Origin of the sequence: Rhizobium sp. NFACC06-2, assembly GCF_900101425.1 — a bacterium.
GTDB lineage: Bacteria > Pseudomonadota > Alphaproteobacteria > Rhizobiales > Rhizobiaceae > Agrobacterium > Agrobacterium leguminum.
Genome location: NZ_FMVA01000003.1, coordinates 59,823 through 81,430, shown reverse-complemented (window position 1 = coordinate 81,430; position 21,608 = coordinate 59,823). Strand labels below are relative to the sequence as shown.

General features: G+C 60.9%; 18 protein-coding genes. 14 read left to right on the top strand and 4 right to left on the bottom strand.

Annotated features, from left to right (window positions below; genetic code table 11):
* Window positions 1-69 precede the first annotated feature (69 nt).
* The 7 genes from F3H58_RS07275 (at window position 70) to panB (ending at window position 8,401) form a co-directional block, all read left to right on the top strand.
* Window positions 70-1,242, top strand: a complete 1,173-nt coding sequence (locus F3H58_RS07275) for an isovaleryl-CoA dehydrogenase (protein WP_149741721.1) — start codon at window positions 70-72, stop codon at window positions 1,240-1,242.
* Window positions 1,243-1,249: 7 nt separating this feature from the next.
* Window positions 1,250-2,851, top strand: coding sequence for a carboxyl transferase domain-containing protein (locus tag F3H58_RS07270; RefSeq protein WP_149741720.1), 1,602 nt, complete (start codon window positions 1,250-1,252; stop codon window positions 2,849-2,851).
* Between the two features lie 7 nt (window positions 2,852-2,858).
* The gene (locus F3H58_RS07265) at window positions 2,859-4,850 is read left to right on the top strand and encodes an acetyl/propionyl/methylcrotonyl-CoA carboxylase subunit alpha (RefSeq protein ID WP_149741719.1); all 1,992 of its coding nucleotides are present in this window, start codon (window positions 2,859-2,861) and stop codon (window positions 4,848-4,850) included.
* Between the two features lies 1 nt (window position 4,851).
* The gene (locus tag F3H58_RS07260; protein WP_149741718.1) at window positions 4,852-5,778 is read left to right on the top strand and encodes a hydroxymethylglutaryl-CoA lyase; all 927 of its coding nucleotides are present in this window, start codon (window positions 4,852-4,854) and stop codon (window positions 5,776-5,778) included.
* Window positions 5,768-6,538 carry an enoyl-CoA hydratase-related protein gene (locus F3H58_RS07255; RefSeq protein ID WP_149741717.1) on the top strand — a complete coding sequence of 257 codons (771 nt, stop codon included), beginning with the start codon at window positions 5,768-5,770 and terminating at the stop codon, window positions 6,536-6,538. Before F3H58_RS07260 ends, F3H58_RS07255 begins: the two co-directional genes overlap by 11 nt.
* A 148-nt stretch (window positions 6,539-6,686) precedes the next feature.
* Window positions 6,687-7,565 (top strand): pantoate--beta-alanine ligase, encoded by an 879-nt coding sequence (gene panC / locus F3H58_RS07250; protein ID WP_149741716.1) that lies wholly within the window; start codon window positions 6,687-6,689, stop codon window positions 7,563-7,565.
* Entirely contained in the window at window positions 7,562-8,401 is an 840-nt protein-coding gene (gene panB, locus F3H58_RS07245) for a 3-methyl-2-oxobutanoate hydroxymethyltransferase (protein WP_149741715.1), read from the top strand. Before panC ends, panB begins: the two co-directional genes overlap by 4 nt.
* 138 nt (window positions 8,402-8,539) lie before the next feature.
* On the opposite strand, the gene rhaI is transcribed toward panB, so the two are convergent.
* Window positions 8,540-9,832, bottom strand: a complete 1,293-nt coding sequence (gene rhaI / locus F3H58_RS07240) for an L-rhamnose catabolism isomerase (RefSeq protein WP_149741714.1) — start codon at window positions 9,830-9,832, stop codon at window positions 8,540-8,542.
* A 150-nt stretch (window positions 9,833-9,982) separates the two neighbouring features.
* Window positions 9,983-12,079, bottom strand: coding sequence for a bifunctional rhamnulose-1-phosphate aldolase/short-chain dehydrogenase (locus tag F3H58_RS07235; protein WP_149741713.1), 2,097 nt, complete (start codon window positions 12,077-12,079; stop codon window positions 9,983-9,985).
* A 200-nt stretch (window positions 12,080-12,279) separates the two neighbouring features.
* Here F3H58_RS07235 and F3H58_RS07230 point away from each other — a divergent pair, with 200 nt between their 5' ends.
* From F3H58_RS07230 to F3H58_RS07195, 7 genes are all read left to right on the top strand, one after another.
* Window positions 12,280-13,110 (top strand): DeoR/GlpR family DNA-binding transcription regulator, encoded by an 831-nt coding sequence (locus tag F3H58_RS07230; RefSeq protein ID WP_149741712.1) that lies wholly within the window; start codon window positions 12,280-12,282, stop codon window positions 13,108-13,110.
* A gap of 47 nt (window positions 13,111-13,157) precedes the next feature.
* On the top strand, window positions 13,158-14,168 hold the full coding sequence (gene rhaS, locus F3H58_RS07225) for a rhamnose ABC transporter substrate-binding protein (protein WP_149741711.1): 1,011 nt from the start codon (window positions 13,158-13,160) through the stop codon (window positions 14,166-14,168).
* Window positions 14,169-14,383: 215 nt separating this feature from the next.
* Window positions 14,384-15,916, top strand: a complete 1,533-nt coding sequence (locus F3H58_RS07215; RefSeq protein WP_149741710.1) for a sugar ABC transporter ATP-binding protein — start codon at window positions 14,384-14,386, stop codon at window positions 15,914-15,916.
* A gap of 13 nt (window positions 15,917-15,929) precedes the next feature.
* Window positions 15,930-16,931: an ABC transporter permease gene (locus F3H58_RS07210; RefSeq protein ID WP_149741709.1), complete on the top strand. Its 1,002-nt coding sequence runs from the start codon at window positions 15,930-15,932 to the stop codon at window positions 16,929-16,931.
* Window positions 16,928-17,938 carry an ABC transporter permease gene (locus F3H58_RS07205; protein ID WP_149741708.1) on the top strand — a complete coding sequence of 337 codons (1,011 nt, stop codon included), beginning with the start codon at window positions 16,928-16,930 and terminating at the stop codon, window positions 17,936-17,938. Before F3H58_RS07210 ends, F3H58_RS07205 begins: the two co-directional genes overlap by 4 nt.
* Before the next feature lie 3 nt (window positions 17,939-17,941).
* Window positions 17,942-18,265: an L-rhamnose mutarotase gene (rhaM, locus tag F3H58_RS07200; protein ID WP_149741707.1), complete on the top strand. Its 324-nt coding sequence runs from the start codon at window positions 17,942-17,944 to the stop codon at window positions 18,263-18,265.
* Complete coding sequence (locus F3H58_RS07195) at window positions 18,262-19,644, top strand: FGGY-family carbohydrate kinase (protein ID WP_149741706.1); 1,383 nt, start codon at window positions 18,262-18,264, stop codon at window positions 19,642-19,644. The genes rhaM and F3H58_RS07195 overlap by 4 nt, the downstream gene beginning before the upstream one ends.
* A gap of 55 nt (window positions 19,645-19,699) precedes the next feature.
* On the opposite strand, the gene F3H58_RS07190 is transcribed toward F3H58_RS07195, so the two are convergent.
* The gene (locus F3H58_RS07190; RefSeq protein ID WP_149741705.1) at window positions 19,700-20,536 is read right to left on the bottom strand and encodes an alpha/beta fold hydrolase; all 837 of its coding nucleotides are present in this window, start codon (window positions 20,534-20,536) and stop codon (window positions 19,700-19,702) included.
* Window positions 20,537-20,783: 247 nt separating this feature from the next.
* The gene (locus F3H58_RS07185; RefSeq protein ID WP_149741704.1) at window positions 20,784-21,479 is read right to left on the bottom strand and encodes an FkbM family methyltransferase; all 696 of its coding nucleotides are present in this window, start codon (window positions 21,477-21,479) and stop codon (window positions 20,784-20,786) included.
* Window positions 21,480-21,608 lie beyond the last annotated feature (129 nt).

Genomic DNA, 21,608 nt, shown 5'->3' with positions numbered 1-21,608 from the left:
CGGCGCGGAGGAGGTGCCGGCTGCTGATAAAAGGGACGGCGGCAAGGGCCGTCCGGAGGAGGAGACGCGATGAGTTTGAACCTCGCCGCCATTTTCGATGCCGATCTCGGCCCGGAAATCGCAGCATTGCGCGACAGCGCAAGCGCATTCGCAGATGATAAAATTGCCCCTTTGGCGGCGGAGATCGACCGCGACGACCGTTTTCCACGTGAACTCTGGCCGCAAATGGGTGAGCTCGGCCTGCACGGCATCACCGTTTCGGAAGAATTCGGTGGTGCCGACATGGGCTATCTCGCCCATTGCGTGGCGATGGAGGAGATAAGCCGGGCTTCCGCTTCCATCGGCCTTTCCTACGGCGCCCATTCCAACCTCTGCATCAACCAGATTCACCGCTGGGGAACGCAAGAGCAGAAGCACAGATATCTGCCGAAGCTCGTCTCCGGTGAACATGTCGGTTCACTCGCCATGAGCGAGACTGAGGCCGGTTCGGATGTCGTCTCAATGCGGCTGAAGGCGGAGCGCAAAGGTGATCACTATGTGCTGAACGGCGCGAAAATGTGGATCACCAACGGCCATGAGGCCGATACGCTGGTGGTGTACGCCAAGACGGATATGTCGGCCGGCCCACGTGGCATCACCGCTTTTCTGATTGAAAAAGGCTTCAAGGGGTTTCGTCCTGCCCAGAAACTCGACAAGCTTGGCATGCGCGGCTCGCCCACGTCAGAACTGGTGTTTGAGGATTGCGAGGTGCCGGAAGAGAACATTCTCGGCCGCCTCAATGACGGCGTGACGGTGCTGATGAGTGGGCTGGATTACGAGCGCGCCGTGCTGGCCGCCGGCCCCGTCGGTATCATGCAGGCGGCCATCGATCTGGTGCTGCCCTATGCGCGTGAGCGTAAGCAGTTCGGCAAACCCATCGGCGAATTCCAGCTGGTGCAGGGCAAGCTTGCCGATATCTATTCGGCCATGAATGCGTCGCGCGCCTATGTCTATGCCGTGGCGCGGGCCTGCGACAATGGCCGCATCACACGGCAGGATGCGGCGGGCGCGATCCTCTTCGCCGCCGAGCGGGCGACGCAGGTGGCGCTGGATGCCATCCAGCTTCTCGGCGGTTCCGGCTATGTCAATGAAAGCCCGGCCGGACGGCTGCTGCGCGACGCCAAGCTTTATGAGATCGGCGCAGGCACCAGCGAAATTCGCCGGATGCTGATCGGCCGCGAACTGGTCAAGGGCAACGGGTGAGGACACGATGAAGCTTACTTCCCGTCTGAACCGCGACCCCGCCTTCGCTGCCAATGTCGATTTCATGTCGGGTCTGGTGGATGACCTGCGCCAACACGTCGAAAAAATCTCCAGAGGCGGCGGTGACAAGGTCCGTGAACGGCATCTTTCCCGCGGCAAATTGCTGGCGCGCGACCGGATCGAAACACTTCTCGATCCCGGCAGCCCATTTCTCGAATTCTCGCAATTCGCAGCTTACGAGGTCTATGAAGAACCCGTTCCCGCCGCTGGCATCGTCACCGGCATCGGCCGGGTCTCGGGCCGCGAATGTGTGATCGTCGCCAATGACGCGACGGTAAAAGGCGGCACCTATTATCCGCTGACGGTGAAGAAACATCTGCGCGCGCAGGAAATCGCCACGGAGAACCGCCTGCCCTGCATCTATCTGGTGGATTCCGGCGGCGCGAACCTGCCCAATCAGGACGAGGTATTTCCCGACCGCGATCATTTCGGCCGCATCTTCTACAATCAGGCCAACATGTCGGCGCAAGGCATCGCCCAGATTGCCGTGGTGATGGGCAGCTGCACGGCGGGCGGGGCCTATGTGCCTGCCATGAGTGACCAGTCCGTCATCGTCAAAAATCAGGGCACGATCTTTCTCGGCGGCCCGCCGCTGGTAAAGGCCGCGACCGGCGAGGTGGTGAGTGCGGAAGAGCTGGGCGGCGCGGATGTGCATTCCCGGCAATCCGGCGTCACCGATCATTATGCCCATGACGACCGCCACGCACTGGCGCTGACCCGGCGGATCGTCTCCACCCTCAACCGCCGCAAACAGGTGGAGCTGGATATTCGCGAGCCGGCGGAGCCGCTTTATCCGGCTGAAGAGCTTTATGGCATCGTTCCCGCCGATACGAGAAAACCCTTCGAGGTGCGCGAGATCATCGCGCGTCTGGTGGACGGTTCCGAATTCGATGAGTTCAAGGCGCTTTACGGTACCACGCTGGTCTGCGGTTTTGCCCATATCCATGGTTATCCTGTTGGCATCATCGCCAATAACGGCATTCTGTTTTCGGAATCGGCGCTGAAGGGCGCGCATTTCATCGAACTCTGCTGCCAGCGCGGTATTCCCCTCGTTTTCCTGCAAAACATCACCGGTTTCATGGTCGGCAAGGCCTATGAGGCGGGCGGCATCGCCAAGGATGGCGCCAAGCTCGTTACCGCTGTCGCATCGGCTAAAGTGCCGAAATTCACCGTCATCATCGGCGGCTCGTTCGGGGCCGGCAATTACGGCATGTGCGGGCGGGCCTATTCACCGCGCTTTTTGTGGATGTGGCCCAATGCCCGCATTTCCGTGATGGGCGGCGAACAGGCGGCGTCCGTTCTAGCGCAAATCCGCCGCGACGGCATCGAGGCCGATGGCCGCCACTGGTCGAAGGAAGGAGAAGAGGCGTTCAAACAGCCGATCCGGGAAAAATACGAGCGGGAGGGCCATCCCTATTATGCCAGCGCGCGACTTTGGGACGATGGCATCATCGACCCGAAGGATACCCGTCTGGTACTCGGCCTCGGGCTTTCCGCCGCGCTCAACGCGCCGATAGAACCCACCCGTTTTGGCATATTCAGGATGTGAGGCGGCGATGTTCTCGAAAATACTGATCGCCAATCGCGGCGAAATCGCCTGCCGCATCATCCGCACCGCCGCCAGGATGGGCATCCGCACCGTCGCGGTCTATTCGGAGGCCGACCGCAATTCCATGCATGTGGCGTTGGCCGATGAGGCCATTGCCATCGGCCCGGCACCGGCGCGCGCCTCCTATCTCGATGGCGAAAAAATCATCGCCGCCGCCAGGGCAAGCGGCGCGGAAGCGATCCATCCGGGTTACGGCTTTCTCTCCGAAAATGCCGGATTTGCCGAGGCCTGTGCCGCCGCAGGGCTCGTTTTCATCGGCCCGCCTCCGCAAGCAATCCACGCCATGGGCGGGAAGAGCGAGGCGAAGGCGTTGATGGCGAAGGCTGGCGTTCCCGTCGTGCCGGGTTATCACGGCGATGAACAGGCGGAGAAACGGCTGGCAAGCGAGGCCGACAAGGTCGGTTATCCGGTGCTGCTCAAGGCCTCGGCCGGCGGCGGCGGCAAGGGCATGCGCATCGTCCGGCAAAAGCGCGACTTCGCAGCGGAGCTTGCCGGTGCAAAACGCGAAGCGGTGGCCGCGTTCGGAAATGACCGCATGCTGATCGAAAAATATCTCGAGCAGCCGCGCCATGTGGAAGTGCAGGTCTTTGCCGATGGCCACGGCAATTGTGTTTCGCTTTTCGAGCGCGATTGCTCGATCCAGCGCCGGCACCAGAAGGTCATAGAGGAAGCTCCTGCCCCCGGCCTGCCCGATGCACTTCGGCAGCGCATGTATGAAGCGGCGGTCGCCGCCGCCCGCGCCATCGATTATCGCGGCGCGGGAACGGTGGAATTCCTGCTCGACCCTTCCGGCGACTTCTATTTCATGGAAATGAATACGAGGCTTCAGGTCGAACATCCGGTGACGGAATATATTACCGGTCTCGATCTCGTCGAATGGCAGATCCGCGTCGCCAACGGAGAGGCCCTGCCGGAAGACCGGGCGAATCTGAGCATAAACGGCCACGCCATCGAGGCGCGGATTTATGCCGAAGACCCGGCACATGATTTCCTGCCGTCGATCGGCACGGTCAGCCATCTGGTTTTTCCCGATCAGGGCCCTCACGTCAGGATCGACAGCGGCATCCGCGCCGGCGACGCCATCACCGTGCATTACGATCCGATGATCGCCAAGCTGATCGTCTGGGACCGAGATCGCCCATCGGCGGTCCGGCGTCTGCGGTTGGCGCTCGAAAATCTGGCGATCTGTGGCGTCACCAGCAATGCCGCCTTTCTGAAGCGGCTTGCGGGACTGGCGGCCTTCGCGAACGCCGATCTCGATACCGGTTTCATCGCCCGTAACGAAGCGGCGCTGTTTGCTCCGGTAGCAACGGACGGGAACGAGATAGCCATGGCTGCGCTTGGCCTGCTGCTTGCGCGGCAGAAAAACGGAAAGCCGGGTTCGCAGGCCGATCCCCATAGCCCATGGAACATGACGGCCGCCTTCCGCCTCAACGCGCCGGCAAGGGAAACGCTTTATTTCGTGTTTGACAACCAGCCGCTGAGTGTGGGCGTCACGCATGCGGCGGAGGGTTTTTCGCTGGAGATCGACGGACGGGCGATCAGCGCCTATGGCAACCTTTTCGAGGACGGTAAATTCCGTGCGACGGTGGAAGGCAGGAAAAGGCAGGGCCATTTCTTTGCAGAGGATGGCCGTTACGCGCTTTTTCTGGGTGGCGAACATTATCGCATCAGCCAGCCGGATCCTGTCGATATCGCGGATTCCGCTCCCCATACCGGCGGTCTGGAAGCACCTATGCCCGGCGTCATCCGCGCCTTGCTGAGCAGCAACGGTGCCGCGGTTGAAGCGGGCGAGGCGCTTGTGGTGATGGAGGCGATGAAAATGGAGCACACGATCCGCGCGCCGGCGAAAGGCACCGTCACGGCCATCAATTGCAACGAGGGCGATATGGTCGCAGCCGGTGCGGTGCTAGTGGATTTCGAGCCGGAGGGCAGCTGAGATGAGCTGGCCTCAAACCGTCAAAATCGTCGAAGTGGCCGCGCGTGACGGCTTGCAGAACGAAAGCGCCGAGGTTCCAGCCGCCATCAAGATCGAGCTGATCGAACGGCTGGCTGCAGCCGGATTGGAGGCGGTGGAAGCGGGTGCTTTCGTCTCACCCAAAAAAGTGCCGCAAATGGCGGGTTCGAAAGAGGTGTTCCAGGGCCTCGAAAGGCGACCCGGCACCGCCTATCCGGCGCTCGTTCCCAATATGAAAGGTTTCGAGGCCGCCCTTGATGCCGGCGTGACGGAAATCGCCGTTTTCGTCTCCGCATCCGAAGGGTTCAGCCAGCACAATATCGGCTGCTCGCGCGCCGAAAGCCTCGAGCGCCTGCGCGATGTCGCATCAGCCGCGGCCGGCCGGAATATCCTAATGCGCGGTTACGTCTCCTGCATAGCCGGCTGCCCCTATGACGGTACGGTTGCACAAGATGACGTAGCGGCGATGGCCGAAGCGCTCATCGCGCTCGGCTGTTACGAAATCTCGCTCGGCGATACGATCGGCATTGGCACGGCGGACCAGATTCGCAATCTCATCAAGCGGGTGTCTGCCCGCATCCCGCGTGAAAAACTTGCCATGCATTTCCACGATACATATGGGCAGGGCGTCGCCAATGTGCTGGCCTCGCTGGATGAAGGTATCTCCGTCTTCGACGGTTCCGTCGCCGGGCTGGGCGGCTGCCCCTTTGCACCGGGGGCGAGCGGCAATGTCGCCACCGAAGACGTCCTTTATCTGCTGCAGGGGCTTGGCATTAAAACCGGTATCGACCTGATGGCGGTGGCAAAAACCGGAGACTGGATCAGCCGGCATCTCGGCAGACCGAATGCGGCCCGCGCCGGCAAGGCGCTGCTTGCAGCAAGACAGGAGGGTGACGCGCATGGCGGATGAGTTGTTGAGCGAAAGGCGCAAGGACGTTCTCTGGCTGACGCTCAACCGGCCGGAGGTGCACAATGCCTTGAATGCCGCGATGACGGACGCCCTGACGACGGCCATCCGCACTGCATCCGGTGATGGCGGCCTGCGCGCCGTGGTGATAACGGCTGCGGGAGACCGCAGCTTCTGCTCCGGGGCCGATCTGAAAGAAAGCGCCGGCGGCATGTTCCTCTCGCGGGATGGAACCAACCCTATTGCCGATGTGATGCGTGCCATCGAGGGCTGCGACAGGCCCGTCATCGCCCGCATCAACGGTCGGGTTCTGGCCGGCGGACTTGGCCTCGTCGCCGCTTGCGATCTCGCCTATGCCGCCGACCATGCCGAATTCGGCCTGCCGGAAGTCCGTGTCGGGCTTTTCCCGGCCATGGTGGCGGCAAAGCTTCTGGCGAAGATACCCCTGAGCCAGCTTCAGGAAATGGCCTATCTTGGAGCCGCGATAAACGCCGCTGATGCGGAGCGTCTTGGCCTCGTCAATCGGGCCATCCCGTCGGCCGAACTCGATGGCGTAGTCGGGGATGTTCTCGCCCGGTTGCGGCAGAATGCGCCGGGCGCCATCGCGGCTGGAAAGGCGGCGTTGCTGAAGATGCGCGATATGCCCGCAGGCGACCGGCTCGCCTTTGCCGAAAGCGTCATCGCCACGATCAGCGGCAGCAACGAGGCGCGGGAGGGGCGATTGGCCTTTGCCGAAAAAAGGAAACCGCTCTGGGTGGAGTGATCGCCGCCATCTGTCCTGGCACCGGTTTTCTTAAAAGTCGTCATAGGGTTAATCGATAATCCCGATGCGTCCGTTGACCCCGTTCGGCAAATCGAGTTCTATCCAGCACCTTTCGCCGGGCAGCGATTGGGGAAGCCGGAGGAGACCCATGCAGCTTGTAAAAACCGTCGCCGAATTGCGGGATGCCACCGCCGCCTTTCGCCGTGCGGGTAAAACCATCGGCTTCGTGCCGACCATGGGCTTTCTCCATATCGGCCATCTGACGCTCGTTGCCCAATCCAAGGCGGAAAACGACGTGACGGTGGTTTCGATCTTCGTTAACCCGCTGCAATTCGGTGCGAATGAGGATCTCGCCCGTTACCCCCGCGATCTCGCCCGGGACAGCGCATTGCTGGAAGAGGCGGGCATCGACATTCTTTTCGCACCGGAAGTCTCCGAGATGTATCCGCGCCCGATGCAGACCGTGGTGGATGTACCCGAACTGGGAAGCCAGCTGGAAGGCGCGGTTCGGCCGGGGCATTTTGCCGGTGTCGCGACCGTCGTGACCAAGCTTTTTAATCTCGTTCAGCCGGACGCGGCCTATTTCGGCGAGAAGGATTATCAGCAGGTAACGCTGATCCGCCGCATGGTCGAGGACCTTGCCCAACCTGTCAGGGTCGTTCCCGTCGCCACTGTGCGCGAGGCGGACGGGCTGGCCTGCTCCTCCCGGAATGTCTATCTTAACCCCGTAGAACGCGCCGCGGCCGTGATCGTGCCGCGCGCGCTGGACGAAGCGGAACGGCTTTATGGCGAGGGTTTTGACGACCCCGCAGCATTCGAAGCCGCGATAGAAAAATTCATCGCCGCCGAGCCGCTGGCCTCGCCGGAAGTCGTCGCAGTGCGCGATCCCGATACGCTCGCCCCCGTCGCTTCATTGCAGGCGGGGCCGGTGTTGGTGGCGCTGTTCGTCAGGCTTGGCAGCACGAGGCTCCTCGACAACCGCGTCGTCGGGCGCGACAGGATCAATCAACGGGAGGCGGCCGAATGAGCGCCCATGGAAAACACAAGCGGCTGACGACGGCCTCCATCCGGCAGATGAAGGGCGAGGCGCGCATCGTTTGCCTGACCGCCTATACCACGCCGATTGCCCGCCTTCTCGATCCGCATTGCGATCTGCTTCTGGTCGGCGATTCCCTCGGTATGGTGCTTTACGGCATGGACACGACGGTCGGCGTCACGCTGGACATGATGATCGCCCATGGCCGCGCCGTCATGCGCGGCGTCGAACATGCCTGCGTCATCGTCGATCTTCCCTTCGGTACCTATCAGGAATCCAAGGAACAGGCGTTCCGCAATGCCGTGCGATTGATGCAGGAAACCGGCTGCGACGGCGTGAAGCTGGAAGGCGGCGAGGAAATTGCCGAGACCATCGCCTTTCTGGTGGCGCGCGGCATTCCGGTGTTCGGCCATGTCGGGCTGATGCCGCAGCTGGTGCACACCGCCGGCGGCTTCCGCTCGCTCGGGCATTCGGATGCGGAAACGCAAAAAATCTGGCGCGATGCGATTGCGGTGGATCAGGCGGGCGCCTTCGCCATCGTCGTTGAAGGCACCGTCGAGCCGCTCGCCCGCGAACTGACCGAAAAACTCGCCGCGCCCACGGTTGGCATCGGCGCATCGCCGGCCTGCGATGGGCAGGTGCTCGTTTCCGACGACATGCTTGGCCTTTTCACCGATTTCAAACCGAAATTCGTCAAGCGTTTCGCCGATCTGGGCCCGGCGGTCTCGGAAGCAGCGGCCGCCTATGCCGATGAGGTTCGCTCGGGGGCGTTTCCCGGGCCGGAGCACACGTTTCAGGTGCGCCGGCAATCGCCTTCGGGAAAGTGACACTATTTCCGTCATGCCGGGCTCGATCCGGCATCCAAGCCACGGCGCGTCTGCGCCGTGAAAGACTCTTGCCCGATCAAGGACTTGATCGCACTGGACCCCGGATCAAGTCCGGGGTGACGGGTGTGAGGGACGTCCCTATACAATCCCGCCGCTGCCGCCAACCGAAGCCGGGCGCTTCGCCGCAACATGGCTGCGATAGCCGCTCGCACGATAAGTCGCGACCGGATCGATAGCGCCGCCCGCCAATTGCCGCGCCTGAGCAAGAATCGGTTCCACATCGGTGCGATAGGCCCGCTTCAGCATATCGGAAGCCATCAGCGCATCATTATCCTGCTGGTAGCCGTCGAGGGCCGCGCGATCCACCAGCAATGCCTGCGCATAGGCACGGCGGATTTCATTGGCGCTGGAGATCAGGCTTTCGATCGGGTCCGTCACATTGTGCGACTGGTCGATCATATGGGCGGGATGGAAACCCTTCACGCCGCGATATTCGGCATCCACCAGCTCGTTGAAGACGAGGAACAGGCGGTATGGCTCGATTGAACCGGCATCCAGATCGTCATCGCCATATTTGCTGTCGTTGAAATGGAAACCGCCGAGCTTGCCGAACTGGATGAGCCGGGCGACGATCATCTCGATATTGGTGTTCGGCGCATGATGGCCGAGATCGACGAGGCAGAAGGCCTTTTCGCCGAGCGTATTGGCAATGAGGTAATTGGTGCCCCAGTCCTGCACGACGGTCGAATAGAAGGCCGGCTCGTACATCTTGTGTTCGGAAAAGATGCGCCAGTCATCCGGCAGCGCCTTGTAGATATCGGCCATGGCGGCGAGATAACGCTCGAAACTTCTGGTGAAATTGCTCTGGCCGGGAAAGTTCGAACCATCGCCCACCCACACCGTCAGCGCCTTCGAGCCGATGGCATTGCCGATTTCGATGCATTCGATGTTGTGCTCGACGGCCTGCCGGCGCGTGGCGGCATCCGTGTGGCTGAGCGAACCGTATTTGTAGGAATGGCTCTGGCCGGGCGCATCCGAAAACGTGTTGGAATTCATGGCGTCGAAGCCGAGACCCAGCGCATCGGCATGGGCTTTCAATCGCTTCGGGTCTTCCTTATCCCACGGAATATGCAGGGAAACGTTGGGCGTCGCCCGTGTCAGCTGGTTGATGACGGCGCAATCATCCAGCTTGTCGAAAATGCCGCGCGGCTCGCCCGTGCCGGGAAAACGGGCAAAACGGGTGCCGCCGGTGCCAACGCCCCAGGAGGGCACGGCGACGAAAAATTCCGCGACCTTGGCCGTAACGGCCTCGATATCGATATTGCGGCGAGCAAGCTGGTTGCCCAGCGCCTGATAATCGTCCTTCAGCGCGTGAGCACGCTTGTCGTTTTCCGCCGCGATCACATCGGCGGCGATTTTTGTCTCGGTCATCTCTTCCTCCCAGGCAATGAACACAACAGGTGCTTCGGCCCGCGACGCCACCACCCCATCATTCCGGCCTTGAGCCGGAATGACGAAGGTGGGACTTTCGCCACTTCTCAAAGCATCGTGTCTTTTTATATGTCGATATCCACCGACACCCTATCGCGTAAAACTCTGCGCATTACCGGCATCCACATTGATGATGTTGCCCGTCGACTTGGCGGAGGCATCGGACGCCAGGAAGTAGATCGCCTCGGCGATATCTTCCGGAAAGACATTGAGCTTCAGCATCGAGCGCTTGCGGTAATGTTCCTCCAGATCGGTCACTTCGATCTTCGAGGAAGCCGCGCGCTGTTCGCGCCACTCGCCGCTCCAGATTTTCGAACCGCGCAGCACGGCATCGGGATTGACGGTATTGACGCGAATGCCGGCTTCCGCTCCTTCGAGGGCGAGGCAACGGGCCAGATGAATTTCCGCAGCCTTCGCCGTGCAATAGGCGGAGGCATTGGGCGAGGAAGCGAGACCGTTTTTCGAGGCGACGAACACCACGTTGCCGCCGAGATTCTGACGCCGCAGCAGCCGGAACGCTTCCCGCGAAACGAGGAAATAGCCGGTGGCGAGAATGTCGATATTCTTGTTCCACATGGCAAGCGTCGTGTCTTCCACCGGCGCGGAGGAAGCGATGCCAGCATTGGAGACGAGAATATCCACGCCGCCGAATTCCACGCTCGCTTCCGCGAAGGCTGCGATGACGGCATCCTCTTTCGTCACGTCAAGCTTGACGGTACGCACCGCGTCAGTGCTGTAGCGCTTGACGAAATCGCCCTTGGCGGCTTCCAGCGCCGCCTCGTCAATATCTGCCAAAACCACACAGGCGCCCTCGCCCGCCAACCTTTCCGCCGTCGCCCGGCCGATACCGCCAGCACCGCCGGTGACGAAGGCCACCCGGCCAGCAAGGCTCTTCGGCTTCGGCATGCGCTGCAGCTTCGCCTCTTCCAGCAGCCAATATTCGATATCGAAGGCTTCCTGTTCGGGAAGGCCCTGATATTCGGACACGGTGGATGCACCACGCATGACGTTGATAGCGTTGACGTAAAATTCGCCGGCAATGCGGGCGGTGGCCTTGTCCTTGGCGAAGGACAACATGCCAACGCCGGGGATCAGGAAAATCACCGGATTCGGATCGCGCATCTTCGGCGAATTGTCGTGGCGGCAGGCCTCGTAGTAGCGGGTATAATCGGCGCGGTAAGCTTCAAGCGCCTTGTCGAGACCCGCCGTCAGCGCGTCCACATCCGGCTTCGCCGTATCGAGATCGAGGATCAGCGGGCGGATTTTCGTGCGCAGGAAGTGATCCGGGCAGGATGTGCCGAGTGCGCCGAGCGGCTTCAGGTCTTTCGAGTTGACGAATTCGAGAACCGCGTCCTGATCGTCGAAATGGCCGAGCTTGCGTTCCTCACGGCCGATGCGGCCACGGATTTCCGGCATCAGCCGGGCGGCGATGGCGCGGCGTTCGGCAAGGGGCAGGCTCTTCGCCACCGCGCCGCCAAAAATCGTCTTGCCTTCGGTCTTGGCCGCAAACCATTCGATCGCCTTGTTGATGATGGCAAGCGTCAGTTCATAACACGCCTTGGCGTCGTTATCCCATGTGAAGAGACCATGGCTTTCCAGCACGACGCCCTTGGCCTTCGGGTTGGCCTTGACGAAAGCTTCCAGATCGAGACCGAGCTGGAAACCGGGGCGACGCCAGGGCAGCCAGCCGATATCGTCACCGAAAATCTGCTGCGTCAGCTCTTTCGAATTCTTCGAGGCGGCGATGGCAATGATCGCGTCCGGATGCATATGGTCGACATGATCGTAAGGCACGAAACCGTGCAGCGGCGTATCGATGGAAGCCGCGCGCGGATTGAGGTTGAAGGTGCAATGCGGCAGGAAGCCGACCATGCGGTCCTCATCCTCGACACCCTTGTAAATGCCCTTCAGCGCTTCCAGCTTGTCCAGATAAAGCGTTGCAAAACCATCGAGCTTGATGGTGCCGACATCACCGCCGGAGCCCTTCACCCACATGACGCGGACCTTCTCGCCCGTCAGCGGATCGGTCTCAAGCACCTTCGCGGATGTGTTGCCGCCGCCATAATTGGTGATGCGCTTGTCGGCACCGAGCAGATTGGAGCGATAAAGCAGCTTGCCCGGCTCATCGAGCGTTCTGGCATAGGCATCATCCCAACGGCTTTCGAGAAGGCGGGATTTTCCCGTCATGTCTTCCTCCCAATATCTGTCTGCATTCGCGGAGCCGATACCGGCCCGCCTCCTTTGATGGCAGATATCGCGCATCCAAAAGCACAATGTCAATCAAAAACGATCATAAATTTTCATGTTGCAGCGCGATATTGATTAATTTGATCGTTCTTGATTGACAACGTAAAGAGATTGCGAATAATCACGATCAGGAGGACCCCATGCACGAACGCGAACGCCATCGCATCATCTTGAGCGCCACACAGGAAAAAGCTGTCGTGACGGTGCAGGATATTGCTGAACTGACGGATGCGTCGGAAGCAACAATCCGCCGGGATATCGCCTCGCTGCATGTTCAGGGCAAATTGCGCCGCGTGCGCGGCGGGGCGGAAGCGGTGCATCCGCCGCAGCTCGGCAATCTGGCCGCCCGGCCGTTCCGGGTGTCCGAATCGGTCAACATCGACAAGAAACGCGCAATTGCGCGCAAGGCGGTCGATCTGTGCCACGATGGCGATGCGATCATCCTGAATGGCGGCACGACGACATTCCAGATGGTGCACTACATGGCGGCGCGCCGCCTGCAGGTGATGACCAATTCCTTCGCGATTGCCGAGCATCTGGTCAAACATTCCAAATGCAATGTCAGCGTGCCGGGCGGCGCGATCTATCGCGACCAGAGCCTTATCCTGTCGCCTTTCGAGAATGATGCGATTCGCAATTTTTATGCGCGGCGGATTTTTCTCGGTGCGCAGGGCGTGGGTGCGCTCGGCATCATGGAATCCGACGCGCTGGTTATCCAGAGCGAGCAGAAGCTGATGCGGCAGGCGGAAGAGCTGATCGTGATGGTCGATTCTTCGAAATTCAGAAAACGTTCCAGCCTCATTTTATGCCCGCTCGAAAATGTCTCGACCATCATCACCGATGACGGGATTTCCGACGAGGCGGCGAGGATGGTGGAAGATGCCGGCGTCGAATTGTTGATCGTCGGCGCGGTGAGGGATGGCAAGACAGCCGCCCCACCGGATGAAGAGGATTCTTCTTCGGTCGCCTGAGGAGCACCGGAGGGAGGAAAAAGGTTCAAAACGGGAGGAAAAGGGACATGAAACTTACACGCAGAACATTGACGAGCGCTCTTGCGCTCAGCTCGGCGCTCTCCGTCGCAGGGCTGGGCGGCGTTGCCCAGGCCGCCGATGTGAAGATCGCACTGGTGGTCAAATCGCTCGGCAACGGCTTTTTCGAAGCCGCCAACAAGGGCGCGCAGGAGGCCGCAAAGGACCTCGGCGGCGTCGAGATCATCTATACCGGCCCGACCAGCACCACGGCCGAAGGCCAGATCGAAGTCATCAATTCGCTGATCGCGCAGGGCGTCGACGCCATCGCCATTTCCGCCAATGACCCCGATGCCGTTGTTCCGGCGCTGAAAAAGGCGGCCCAGCGCGGCATCAAGGTCATCTCCTGGGATTCCGGCGTTGCGCCGGAAGGCCGCATTCTTCAGCTCAACCCCTCGTCCAACGCGCTGATCGGCAAGATGTGCCTGCAGCTCGCCGCATCGCATCTGGAAGGCGGCAAGGGCGATTTCGCCATTCTTTCGGCCACCACCACCTCCACGAACCAGAATATCTGGATCGACGAGATGAAAAAGCAGCTGAAGGATTTCCCCGGCCTCAACCTTGTCACCACGGTTTACGGTGACGATCTGGCCGACAAGAGCTACCGCGAAGCGCAGGGCCTGCTCTCCTCGCAGCCGAATGTGAAGGTCATCGTCGCGCCGACAACGGTTGGCGTACTCGCCGCCTCGCAGGCGGTGAAGGATGCGGGCAAGATCGGTCAGGTCTATGTGACGGGCCTTGGCCTGCCGTCTGAAATGGCCGGCGCCATCAAGTCGGGCGCCACCAAGGAATTCGCCATCTGGAACCCGATCGACCTCGGCTACTCCGCCACCCAGATCGCCTATCGCCTGGTGAAGGGCGAAACCGATGGCAAGCCGGGTTCGGAAATTGAAGCCGGCCGCATGGGCAAGATCAAGGTTGGCGAAAACAGCGAAGCGGCGATGGCCGATCCGTTTGTTTATGATGCGAAGAATATCGATCAGTTCTCGAAGATTTTCTGATCTGAGTAGTTGCTGACGGCGGGTGGAGGGTTACCCCGCTCTGCCCTGCCGGGCATCTCCCCCTCAAGGGGGGAGATCGATATGCCGCACCCGCTCGATCCATAAGGCTTGGTGCTATCCGCTTGCCGATCTCCCCCCTTGAGGGGGAGATGCCCGGCAGGGCAGAGGGGGGTGCCCCTCGCCGCTTCATCAAAACCGACCGGTAAGACCTGATAATGCGTGCTGAAACCCAAACCATCAACATGACAGAGGCTTTGAGCGCCACGCCCATTCTGGAAATGCGCGGCATCAGCCAGATATTCCCCGGCGTCAAAGCGCTGGATGGCGTCGATATCGCGCTTTATCCCGGCAAGGTCACCGCGCTGATCGGCGAGAACGGTGCTGGTAAATCCACGCTCGTCAAAATCCTCACCGGCATTTACCGCCCGAACGAGGGCGAAATCCTTCTCGATGGTCAGCCTGTCCATTTTCACAGCGCACAGGACGCCATCGACGCCGGCGTAACCGCCATTCATCAGGAAACCGTGCTGTTCGACGAGCTTTCCGTCGGTGAAAACATCTTCCTCGGCCATGCGCCGAAGGGTCGTTTCGGTCTGATCGACTGGAAGACCATCAACACGCGCGCCAGAACCCTGCTAGAACAACTGGAAAGCACCATCGATCCGACGATCCGGCTGAAGGACCTGTCCATCGCCCAGCGCCATCTCGTCGCCATCGCCCGCGCGCTTTCGGTCGAGGCGCGCATCGTCATCATGGACGAACCGACGGCCGCCCTTTCCCGCAAGGAAATCGACGATCTCTTCCGCATCGTCGAGAACCTCAAGCGGCAGGGCAAGGCGATCCTCTTCATCAGCCACAAGTTCGACGAGCTCTATGAGATCGCCGAGAACTACGCCGTGTTCCGGGATGGCAGGATGGTCGGTGCGGGCAATCTTGCGGCCACGCCGCAGGACGAGATCGTGCGGCTGATGGTCGGCCGTGACGTGACGAACGCCTTTCCCAAGCAGGCCGTTACCCTTGGTCCGACGGTTCTTTCGGTGCGCGATTATTCGCATCAGACGGAATTCCGCGATATTTCACTCGAGCTGCGGAAGGGCGAGATTCTCGGCCTTTACGGGCTGATCGGCGCCGGCCGCTCCGAGCTTTGCCAGTCGTTGTTCGGCATTACCCGGCCGGCTTCAGGACAGGTATCGCTGGAAGGCCAGCCGCTTTCCATCCGCTCGCCGGAAGACGCGATCCGCGCCGGGATCGTTTATGTGCCGGAAGAGCGCGGCCGCCACGGGCTGGCGCTCGACATGCCGATCTACCAGAACATGTCGCTGCCATCGCTCACGCGCACCTCGCGCAAGGGCTTTCTGGCCGCCGCCAATGAATTCGCGCTGGCGCGCAAATATGCCTCGCGGCTCGATCTGCGCGCCGCCGCCCTTTCGGTGCCGGTCGGCACGCTTTCAGGCGGCAACCAGCAGAAGGTGGTGATCGGCAAGTGGCTCGCCACCCAGCCCAAGGTCATCATTCTGGATGAACCCACCAAGGGCATCGATATCGGCTCCAAGGCCGCCGTGCACGGTTTCATCAGCGAGCTTGCGGCGGAAGGGCTTTCCATCATCATGATTTCATCCGAACTTCCCGAAATCCTCGGCATGTCCGACCGCGCCATCGTCATGCGCGAAGGTCTGATGGCGGGCCAGTTCGAACGCGCCGATTTTTCTCCGGAAAAGCTGGTGCGCGCCGCCACCGGCAATGCCTGAGAGGGGCAAAACCATGCAACGTCTACTTAAAAATCGCGAATGGCTACTGGCAGGCATCATCGTCATCATGATCGCCGGTTTTGCGCTGCGCGCGCCCGGCTTCAGCCGGCCCGGCAATCTCGTCAATATCTTCAACGATACCTCCATCCTCATTATTCTGGCGCTAGGCCAGATGGCGGTCATTCTCACCAAATCCATCGATCTTTCGGTCGCGGCCAATCTCGCCTTCACCGGCATGGCGGTGGCGATGACCAATGCCGCCTTTCCGGGAATTCCCCTGCCGCTTCTCATCGTCATGGCGGTCGGCATCGGCGCGTTTCTCGGCTCGCTCAACGGCGTGCTGGTCTGGTGGCTCGGCATTCCGCCCATCGTTGTCACGCTTGGCACGCTCACCATCTATCGTGGTATGGCCTTCGTGCTGTCCGGCGGCGGCTGGGTGAATGCGCACCAGCTTTCCCCCACCTTCCTCAACGTGCCGCGCACCATGATCCTCGGCATGCCGGTGCTTTCATGGGTGGCGATCCTCATCATCGCCGGCGCGTGGCTGGTGCTCAGCCGCACCTCCTTCGGCCGTTCCGCCTATGCGTCGGGCGGTAATCCGAGTGCGGCCGTCTATGCGGGCATCGATGTCGGCCGCACGCGCTTCTTCGCCTTCGTGCTGTCAGGCGCACTTGCCGGTCTCGCCAGCTATCTCTGGGTATCGCGTTATGCGGTTGCCTATGTCGACATCGCCGCCGGTTTCGAACTGGACAGCGTGGCGGCGAATGTGATCGGCGGCATCTCGATTGCCGGCGGCATCGGCTCGGTGGCGGGTGCAGTGCTTGGCGCGCTGTTCCTCGGCGTCATCAAGAATGCCCTGCCCGTCATCGGCATTTCGCCCTTCGCGCAGATGGCGATTTCCGGCGTGGTGATCGTGCTCGCCGTCGTCTTCAATGCCCGTGCCGAAGCTCGAAAAGGCCGTATCATCCTGCGCGACCGGGCCGCAGCCGATCAGGCCAGGGAGGCCGCAGCATGAGCACGCCATCTCAACCGGCACAGAGCCCACGTATTATTCCAGACAAACTCGGCACGCCGCTACGCCGCATCATGGCCAGTTGGGAAGTGCTGCTGCTTGGCGTTGCGATCCTCATCTTCATCGCCAATTCGCTGGCCTCACCCTATTTCCTCAATGCCTGGAACCTGTCGGACGCGACCTTCAACTTCACGGAAAAGGCGATCATCGCCTTCGCCATGGCGCTGTTGATCATCGCCGGTGAAATCGATCTTTCCGTCGCCGCAATCATCGCGCTCGCTTCCACCGCCATGGGTGCGGCAGTGCAGATGGGGATCGGCACGCCCGGCCTCGTCGCCATCGGCATCGGCACCGGGCTTTTGTGCGGGGCCTTCAACGGCTTTCTGGTCGCAGGGCTGAAGCTGCCGTCCATCGTCGTCACCATCGGCACGATGAGCCTGTTTCGCGGCATTTCCTACATGGTGCTGGGGGATCAGGCCTATGGCAAATATCCCGCCGATTTTGCCTATTTCGGTCAGGGTTACGTTTTCTGGGTGATTTCTTTCGAATTCGTGCTGTTCATCGCCATGGCCATCCTCTTCGCCATTCTGCTGCACGCGACCAATTTCGGCCGGCAGGTCTATGTGATCGGCAACAACCCCTTCGCCGCCCGTTTCTCCGGCATACCCGTCGAGCGGGTGAAGTTCATCCTGTTCCTGCTCACCGGCCTGATGAGCGGCATCGCCGCCGTCTGCCTCACATCGCGGCTCGGCTCCACCCGCCCGTCTATCGCTCAAGGGTGGGAGCTTGAGGTGGTGACCATGGTGGTGCTGGGCGGCGTCTCCATTCTCGGCGGCTCCGGCACCATCGCAGGCGTCGTCATCGCAGCTTTCGTCATGGGCCTCGTCACCTTCGGGCTCGGTCTTCTGAATGTGCCGGGTATCGTCATGTCGATCTTCGTCGGTCTGCTGCTCATCGTCACCATCGCCATCCCCATCGTTGTCCGTCGCCTTCGCGCCATGAGAAGTTAAGCCATGCCGGAACTGGAAAAACACGCCTTCAAGATGAAACTCTTTGCCGGAAAAGAGGCCGAATATAAAAAGCGCCATGACGAGATATGGCCCGAACTGGTGGCGCTGCTGCATGATGCGGGTGTGAGCGATTACTCCATCCATCTCGACCCGGAAACCAACATCCTGTTCGGCGTGCTGATGCGCCCGAAGAACCACGGCATGGCGGCCTTGCCTGACCATCCCGTGATGAAGAAGTGGTGGGCGCATATGGCCGATATCATGGAGAGCAATCCCGATAATTCGCCGGTCGCAAAAGATCTGGTGACGGTGTTCCATCTGCCATGAGCGAAAGCATCAAACCGGGCCGCGTCGCGGTCATCGATATCGGCAAGACCAATGCCAAGGTCGTCGTCATCGACACCGGCAGCGGCGAGGAGATTGTCGCTGAGAAACAGGCGAACCCTGTCCTCCGCGATGGAATTTATCCGCATTACGATGTGGAGATGCTTTGGCGCTTCATTCTCTCCGCGCTTCAGCGTTTCGGCCAGAAGCCCGGTTTCGATGCGATTTCGATCACCACCCATGGCGCTTCTGCAGCGCTTCTCGATGCGAACGGCGATCTCGCCATGCCGGTGCTCGATTACGAACACGGCTATCCCGCCGCCACTGAAGAAGCCTATCGCGGCATCAGGCCCGATTTTGCCGAGACCGGCTCGCCGCAGCTTCCCGTCGGGCTGAACCTCGGCGCGCAAATCCATTTCCAGAAAACGGCCTTTCCGGACGATTTCTCCAGAGTGCGCAGCATCGTCACCTATGCGCAATATTGGGCGGGACGGCTGACGGGCATTCAGGCGACGGAAACGACCTCGCTCGGCTGCCATACGGATCTCTGGAACCCGCGGCGGAAGAGTTTCTCCTCACTCGCCGCGCGTCTCGGTATCGAACATTTGATGGCGCCGGTCCGCTCCGCTTTCGATGTGCTGGGAACAATCCGCCCGTCGCTGGCGCTGGAAACCGGTCTTTCGCCGCATATGCCGGTCTATTGTGGCATCCACGATTCCAACGCATCGCTCCTGCCGCATCTTCTGCGCCGGGATGGTAATTTTTCGGTCGTCTCCACCGGCACCTGGGTGGTGAATTTCGCCATCGGCGGCGCGGCGGGCGCGCTCGATCCCACCCGGGACACACTCCTGAATGTCGATGCTTTCGGCCGTCCCGTTCCCTCGTCCCGCTTCATGGGCGGCAGGGAGTACGAAATGCTGGCGCAGCAATTCGGGGCAGTGGAAGACGAAGCGATGGACGCGGCTCTCGGCGGCGTGATTGCCAATGGCATGATGCTGCTGCCGAGCGTCGTTAGCGGCTCCGGCCCATTTCCGGACAAGGCGGCGCGCTGGATCGGCGATGAAAATGCCACGGCCGCGGAACGGCACGCGGCGACGTCGCTTTATCTCGCCCTGATGACGGAATGCAGCCTCTCGCTCATCGGGCGGAAAGGCCCGATCCTTGTGGAAGGCCCCTTCGCCAGCAACACCCTTTATCTGAAGGCGCTGGCCGGCTTTGCAGAGACCGAAGTAACGGCGGTCGAAGGGTCCACGGGCACCAGCGCCGGTGCGGCCTTGCTCACCGGCATCAAGCCGCTTGCCGGTCGCGAGCGCCATTTCACGCCACACGACATTCCCGGCCTCGCCTCTTACCGCAATGCCTGGCGAGGCCACATGGCTTGATGCGAAATGCAAAATGCGGCCGAACGCTCGGCCGCATTGCGATTTTGCATAAGGATCAGCCCTTGATGAAGGCCAGGAGATCGGCGTTCAGCACATCGGCATTGACGGTGAGCATGCCGTGCGAGAAGCCGGGATAGGTCTTCAGCGTGCCGTTTTTCAACAGCTTCACCGATTTCAGCGCGGAGTCGGCAATCGGCACGATCTGGTCGTCTTCGCCATGCAGCACCAGCGTCGGAACGCTGATATTCTTCAGGTCTTCGGTCTGGTCGGTTTCCGAGAAGGCCTTGATGCCGTCATAATGGGCCTTTGCGCCGCCCATCATGCCCTGCCGCCACCAGTTCTGGATAACGCCTTCATGAACGGTCGCGCCATCGCGGTTGAAGCCATAGAACGGGCCGGCCGGCACATCGCGGAAGAACTGTGCGCGGTTTGCGGCGAGCGACGAGCGGAAGCCGTCAAAAACCTCCATCGGCAGGCCTTCCGGATTGGCCTCGGTCTTGAGCATCAGCGGCGGCACGGCGGAAACGAGAACCGCCTTGGCGACACGGCCGGCGGGTTCGCCATGTTTTGCGACATAACGGGCGACTTCGCCGCCACCGGTGGAGTGGCCGATATGGACGGCGTTCTTCAGATCGAGGGCCTCAACGACGGCAAAGGCGTCGGCGGCGTAGTGATCCATGTCATGACCGTCGGCGACCTGGGCGGAACGGCCGTGGCCACGGCGGTCATGGGCGACGACGCGAAAACCCTTGGAAACGAAGAACAGCATCTGCGCATCCCAGTCATCGGACGAGAGCGGCCAGCCATGGTGGAACATGATCGGCTGGGCATCTTTCGAGCCCCAGTCCTTGTAGAAAATTTCGGTTCCGTCTGTCGTCTTAACAAAGCCCATGATCGTTACTCCTTCGGTTGCGTTGGCATCTCCGGCGCAGCCTGTTGTGCGCCGGTTTGATGGAGGGATGATGACGCAGGATAACGGTTGCAACAATTGCAACAATTATTGGGAATGAATTGCTGTTTATGAAATTATCTTCTCGACCCGCATACCATTGCGGCACACGTCTCGACCCGCTCCGCGCCCTCATGCAAATGTGAGAACGGGAATGACCGGCGGACGGTTCCGTGAATTCGGCGCGGCCTCAGTCTACCTCGGGATCGTATTCCCTCGGGCTCTCGTCCTTCGAGAACAGGACACATGGCCCGCGTGAACCGCGCGGATCATAGGCATATCCCTTGGCGGTCAGCGCCTGCATGATATCGCGAACCCCGGCGAGACCGTAAAGATGGTCATGCAGCTCCACGAATATCCGCTCCACGCCGGTCAGATCGGCCCTGCCGAGCAGATCGCGTTCCGCACCCTCGATATCCATCACGAGCGCGGTAATGCCCCGGCTGGCGATAAATTCATCGATATTGGCGGAGGAAATTTCGATGCGTTTTTCATAGGGGCCCTGATTTTCGTCCATGGACGACATCCAGAGATCCCTGCGGACGTAAAAAGGATAGGAGCTCGGCGCATCGGCAGTGAGAAGCCCCTGTGAAAACACGACATTGTCGCGGCAATTGGCCTTGATAACCCGCTCTGCCAGCGCGGCCGTGGAGGGGTTGGCCTCGAAGGCCCAGACGGAAACATCCTCGATGCCGGCGATGATCGAGGTGATGATCCCGATACCGGAACCCAGCTCCAGCACGCGATCGCCGGGCTTGATGGCTTTCAGGACGCTGCGGGCCTCTTTCGCCTCATAGCTGCCGTCGGTCAGCGCCTGCCAGATGACCGGCGACACCTCATCGGAAGAGAGGGGAAGGGCAACTCCATGCACGTCCAGTATTTCCATGTCTCAAGCCTTTTCGCAAAACCCGGCCGCTTTGTCGCAATGATCCCATATCGACCGGGAATGCTCTACAGCATCGTTGCGGCAACCGGTATCGGTTTTCGCAAGCAACAACATGACGTGGTAAAAATT

Excerpts from the sequence above, each read along its gene's own strand:
- F3H58_RS07275 (WP_149741721.1), top strand. The coding sequence starts at position 70 with ATGAGTTTGAACCTCGCCGCCATTTTCGATGCCGATCTCGGCCCGGAA.
- F3H58_RS07270 (WP_149741720.1), top strand. The coding sequence starts at position 1,250 with ATGAAGCTTACTTCCCGTCTGAACCGCGACCCCGCCTTCGCTGCCAAT.
- F3H58_RS07265 (WP_149741719.1), top strand. The coding sequence starts at position 2,859 with ATGTTCTCGAAAATACTGATCGCCAATCGCGGCGAAATCGCCTGCCGC.
- F3H58_RS07260 (WP_149741718.1), top strand. The coding sequence starts at position 4,852 with ATGAGCTGGCCTCAAACCGTCAAAATCGTCGAAGTGGCCGCGCGTGAC.
- F3H58_RS07255 (WP_149741717.1), top strand. The coding sequence starts at position 5,768 with ATGGCGGATGAGTTGTTGAGCGAAAGGCGCAAGGACGTTCTCTGGCTG.
- panC (WP_149741716.1), top strand. The coding sequence starts at position 6,687 with ATGCAGCTTGTAAAAACCGTCGCCGAATTGCGGGATGCCACCGCCGCC.
- panB (WP_149741715.1), top strand. The coding sequence starts at position 7,562 with ATGAGCGCCCATGGAAAACACAAGCGGCTGACGACGGCCTCCATCCGG.
- rhaI (WP_149741714.1), bottom strand. The coding sequence starts at position 9,832 with ATGACCGAGACAAAAATCGCCGCCGATGTGATCGCGGCGGAAAACGAC.
- F3H58_RS07235 (WP_149741713.1), bottom strand. The coding sequence starts at position 12,079 with ATGACGGGAAAATCCCGCCTTCTCGAAAGCCGTTGGGATGATGCCTAT.
- F3H58_RS07230 (WP_149741712.1), top strand. The coding sequence starts at position 12,280 with ATGCACGAACGCGAACGCCATCGCATCATCTTGAGCGCCACACAGGAA.
- rhaS (WP_149741711.1), top strand. The coding sequence starts at position 13,158 with ATGAAACTTACACGCAGAACATTGACGAGCGCTCTTGCGCTCAGCTCG.
- F3H58_RS07215 (WP_149741710.1), top strand. The coding sequence starts at position 14,384 with ATGCGTGCTGAAACCCAAACCATCAACATGACAGAGGCTTTGAGCGCC.
- F3H58_RS07210 (WP_149741709.1), top strand. The coding sequence starts at position 15,930 with ATGCAACGTCTACTTAAAAATCGCGAATGGCTACTGGCAGGCATCATC.
- F3H58_RS07205 (WP_149741708.1), top strand. The coding sequence starts at position 16,928 with ATGAGCACGCCATCTCAACCGGCACAGAGCCCACGTATTATTCCAGAC.
- rhaM (WP_149741707.1), top strand. The coding sequence starts at position 17,942 with ATGCCGGAACTGGAAAAACACGCCTTCAAGATGAAACTCTTTGCCGGA.
- F3H58_RS07195 (WP_149741706.1), top strand. The coding sequence starts at position 18,262 with ATGAGCGAAAGCATCAAACCGGGCCGCGTCGCGGTCATCGATATCGGC.
- F3H58_RS07190 (WP_149741705.1), bottom strand. The coding sequence starts at position 20,536 with ATGGGCTTTGTTAAGACGACAGACGGAACCGAAATTTTCTACAAGGAC.
- F3H58_RS07185 (WP_149741704.1), bottom strand. The coding sequence starts at position 21,479 with ATGGAAATACTGGACGTGCATGGAGTTGCCCTTCCCCTCTCTTCCGAT.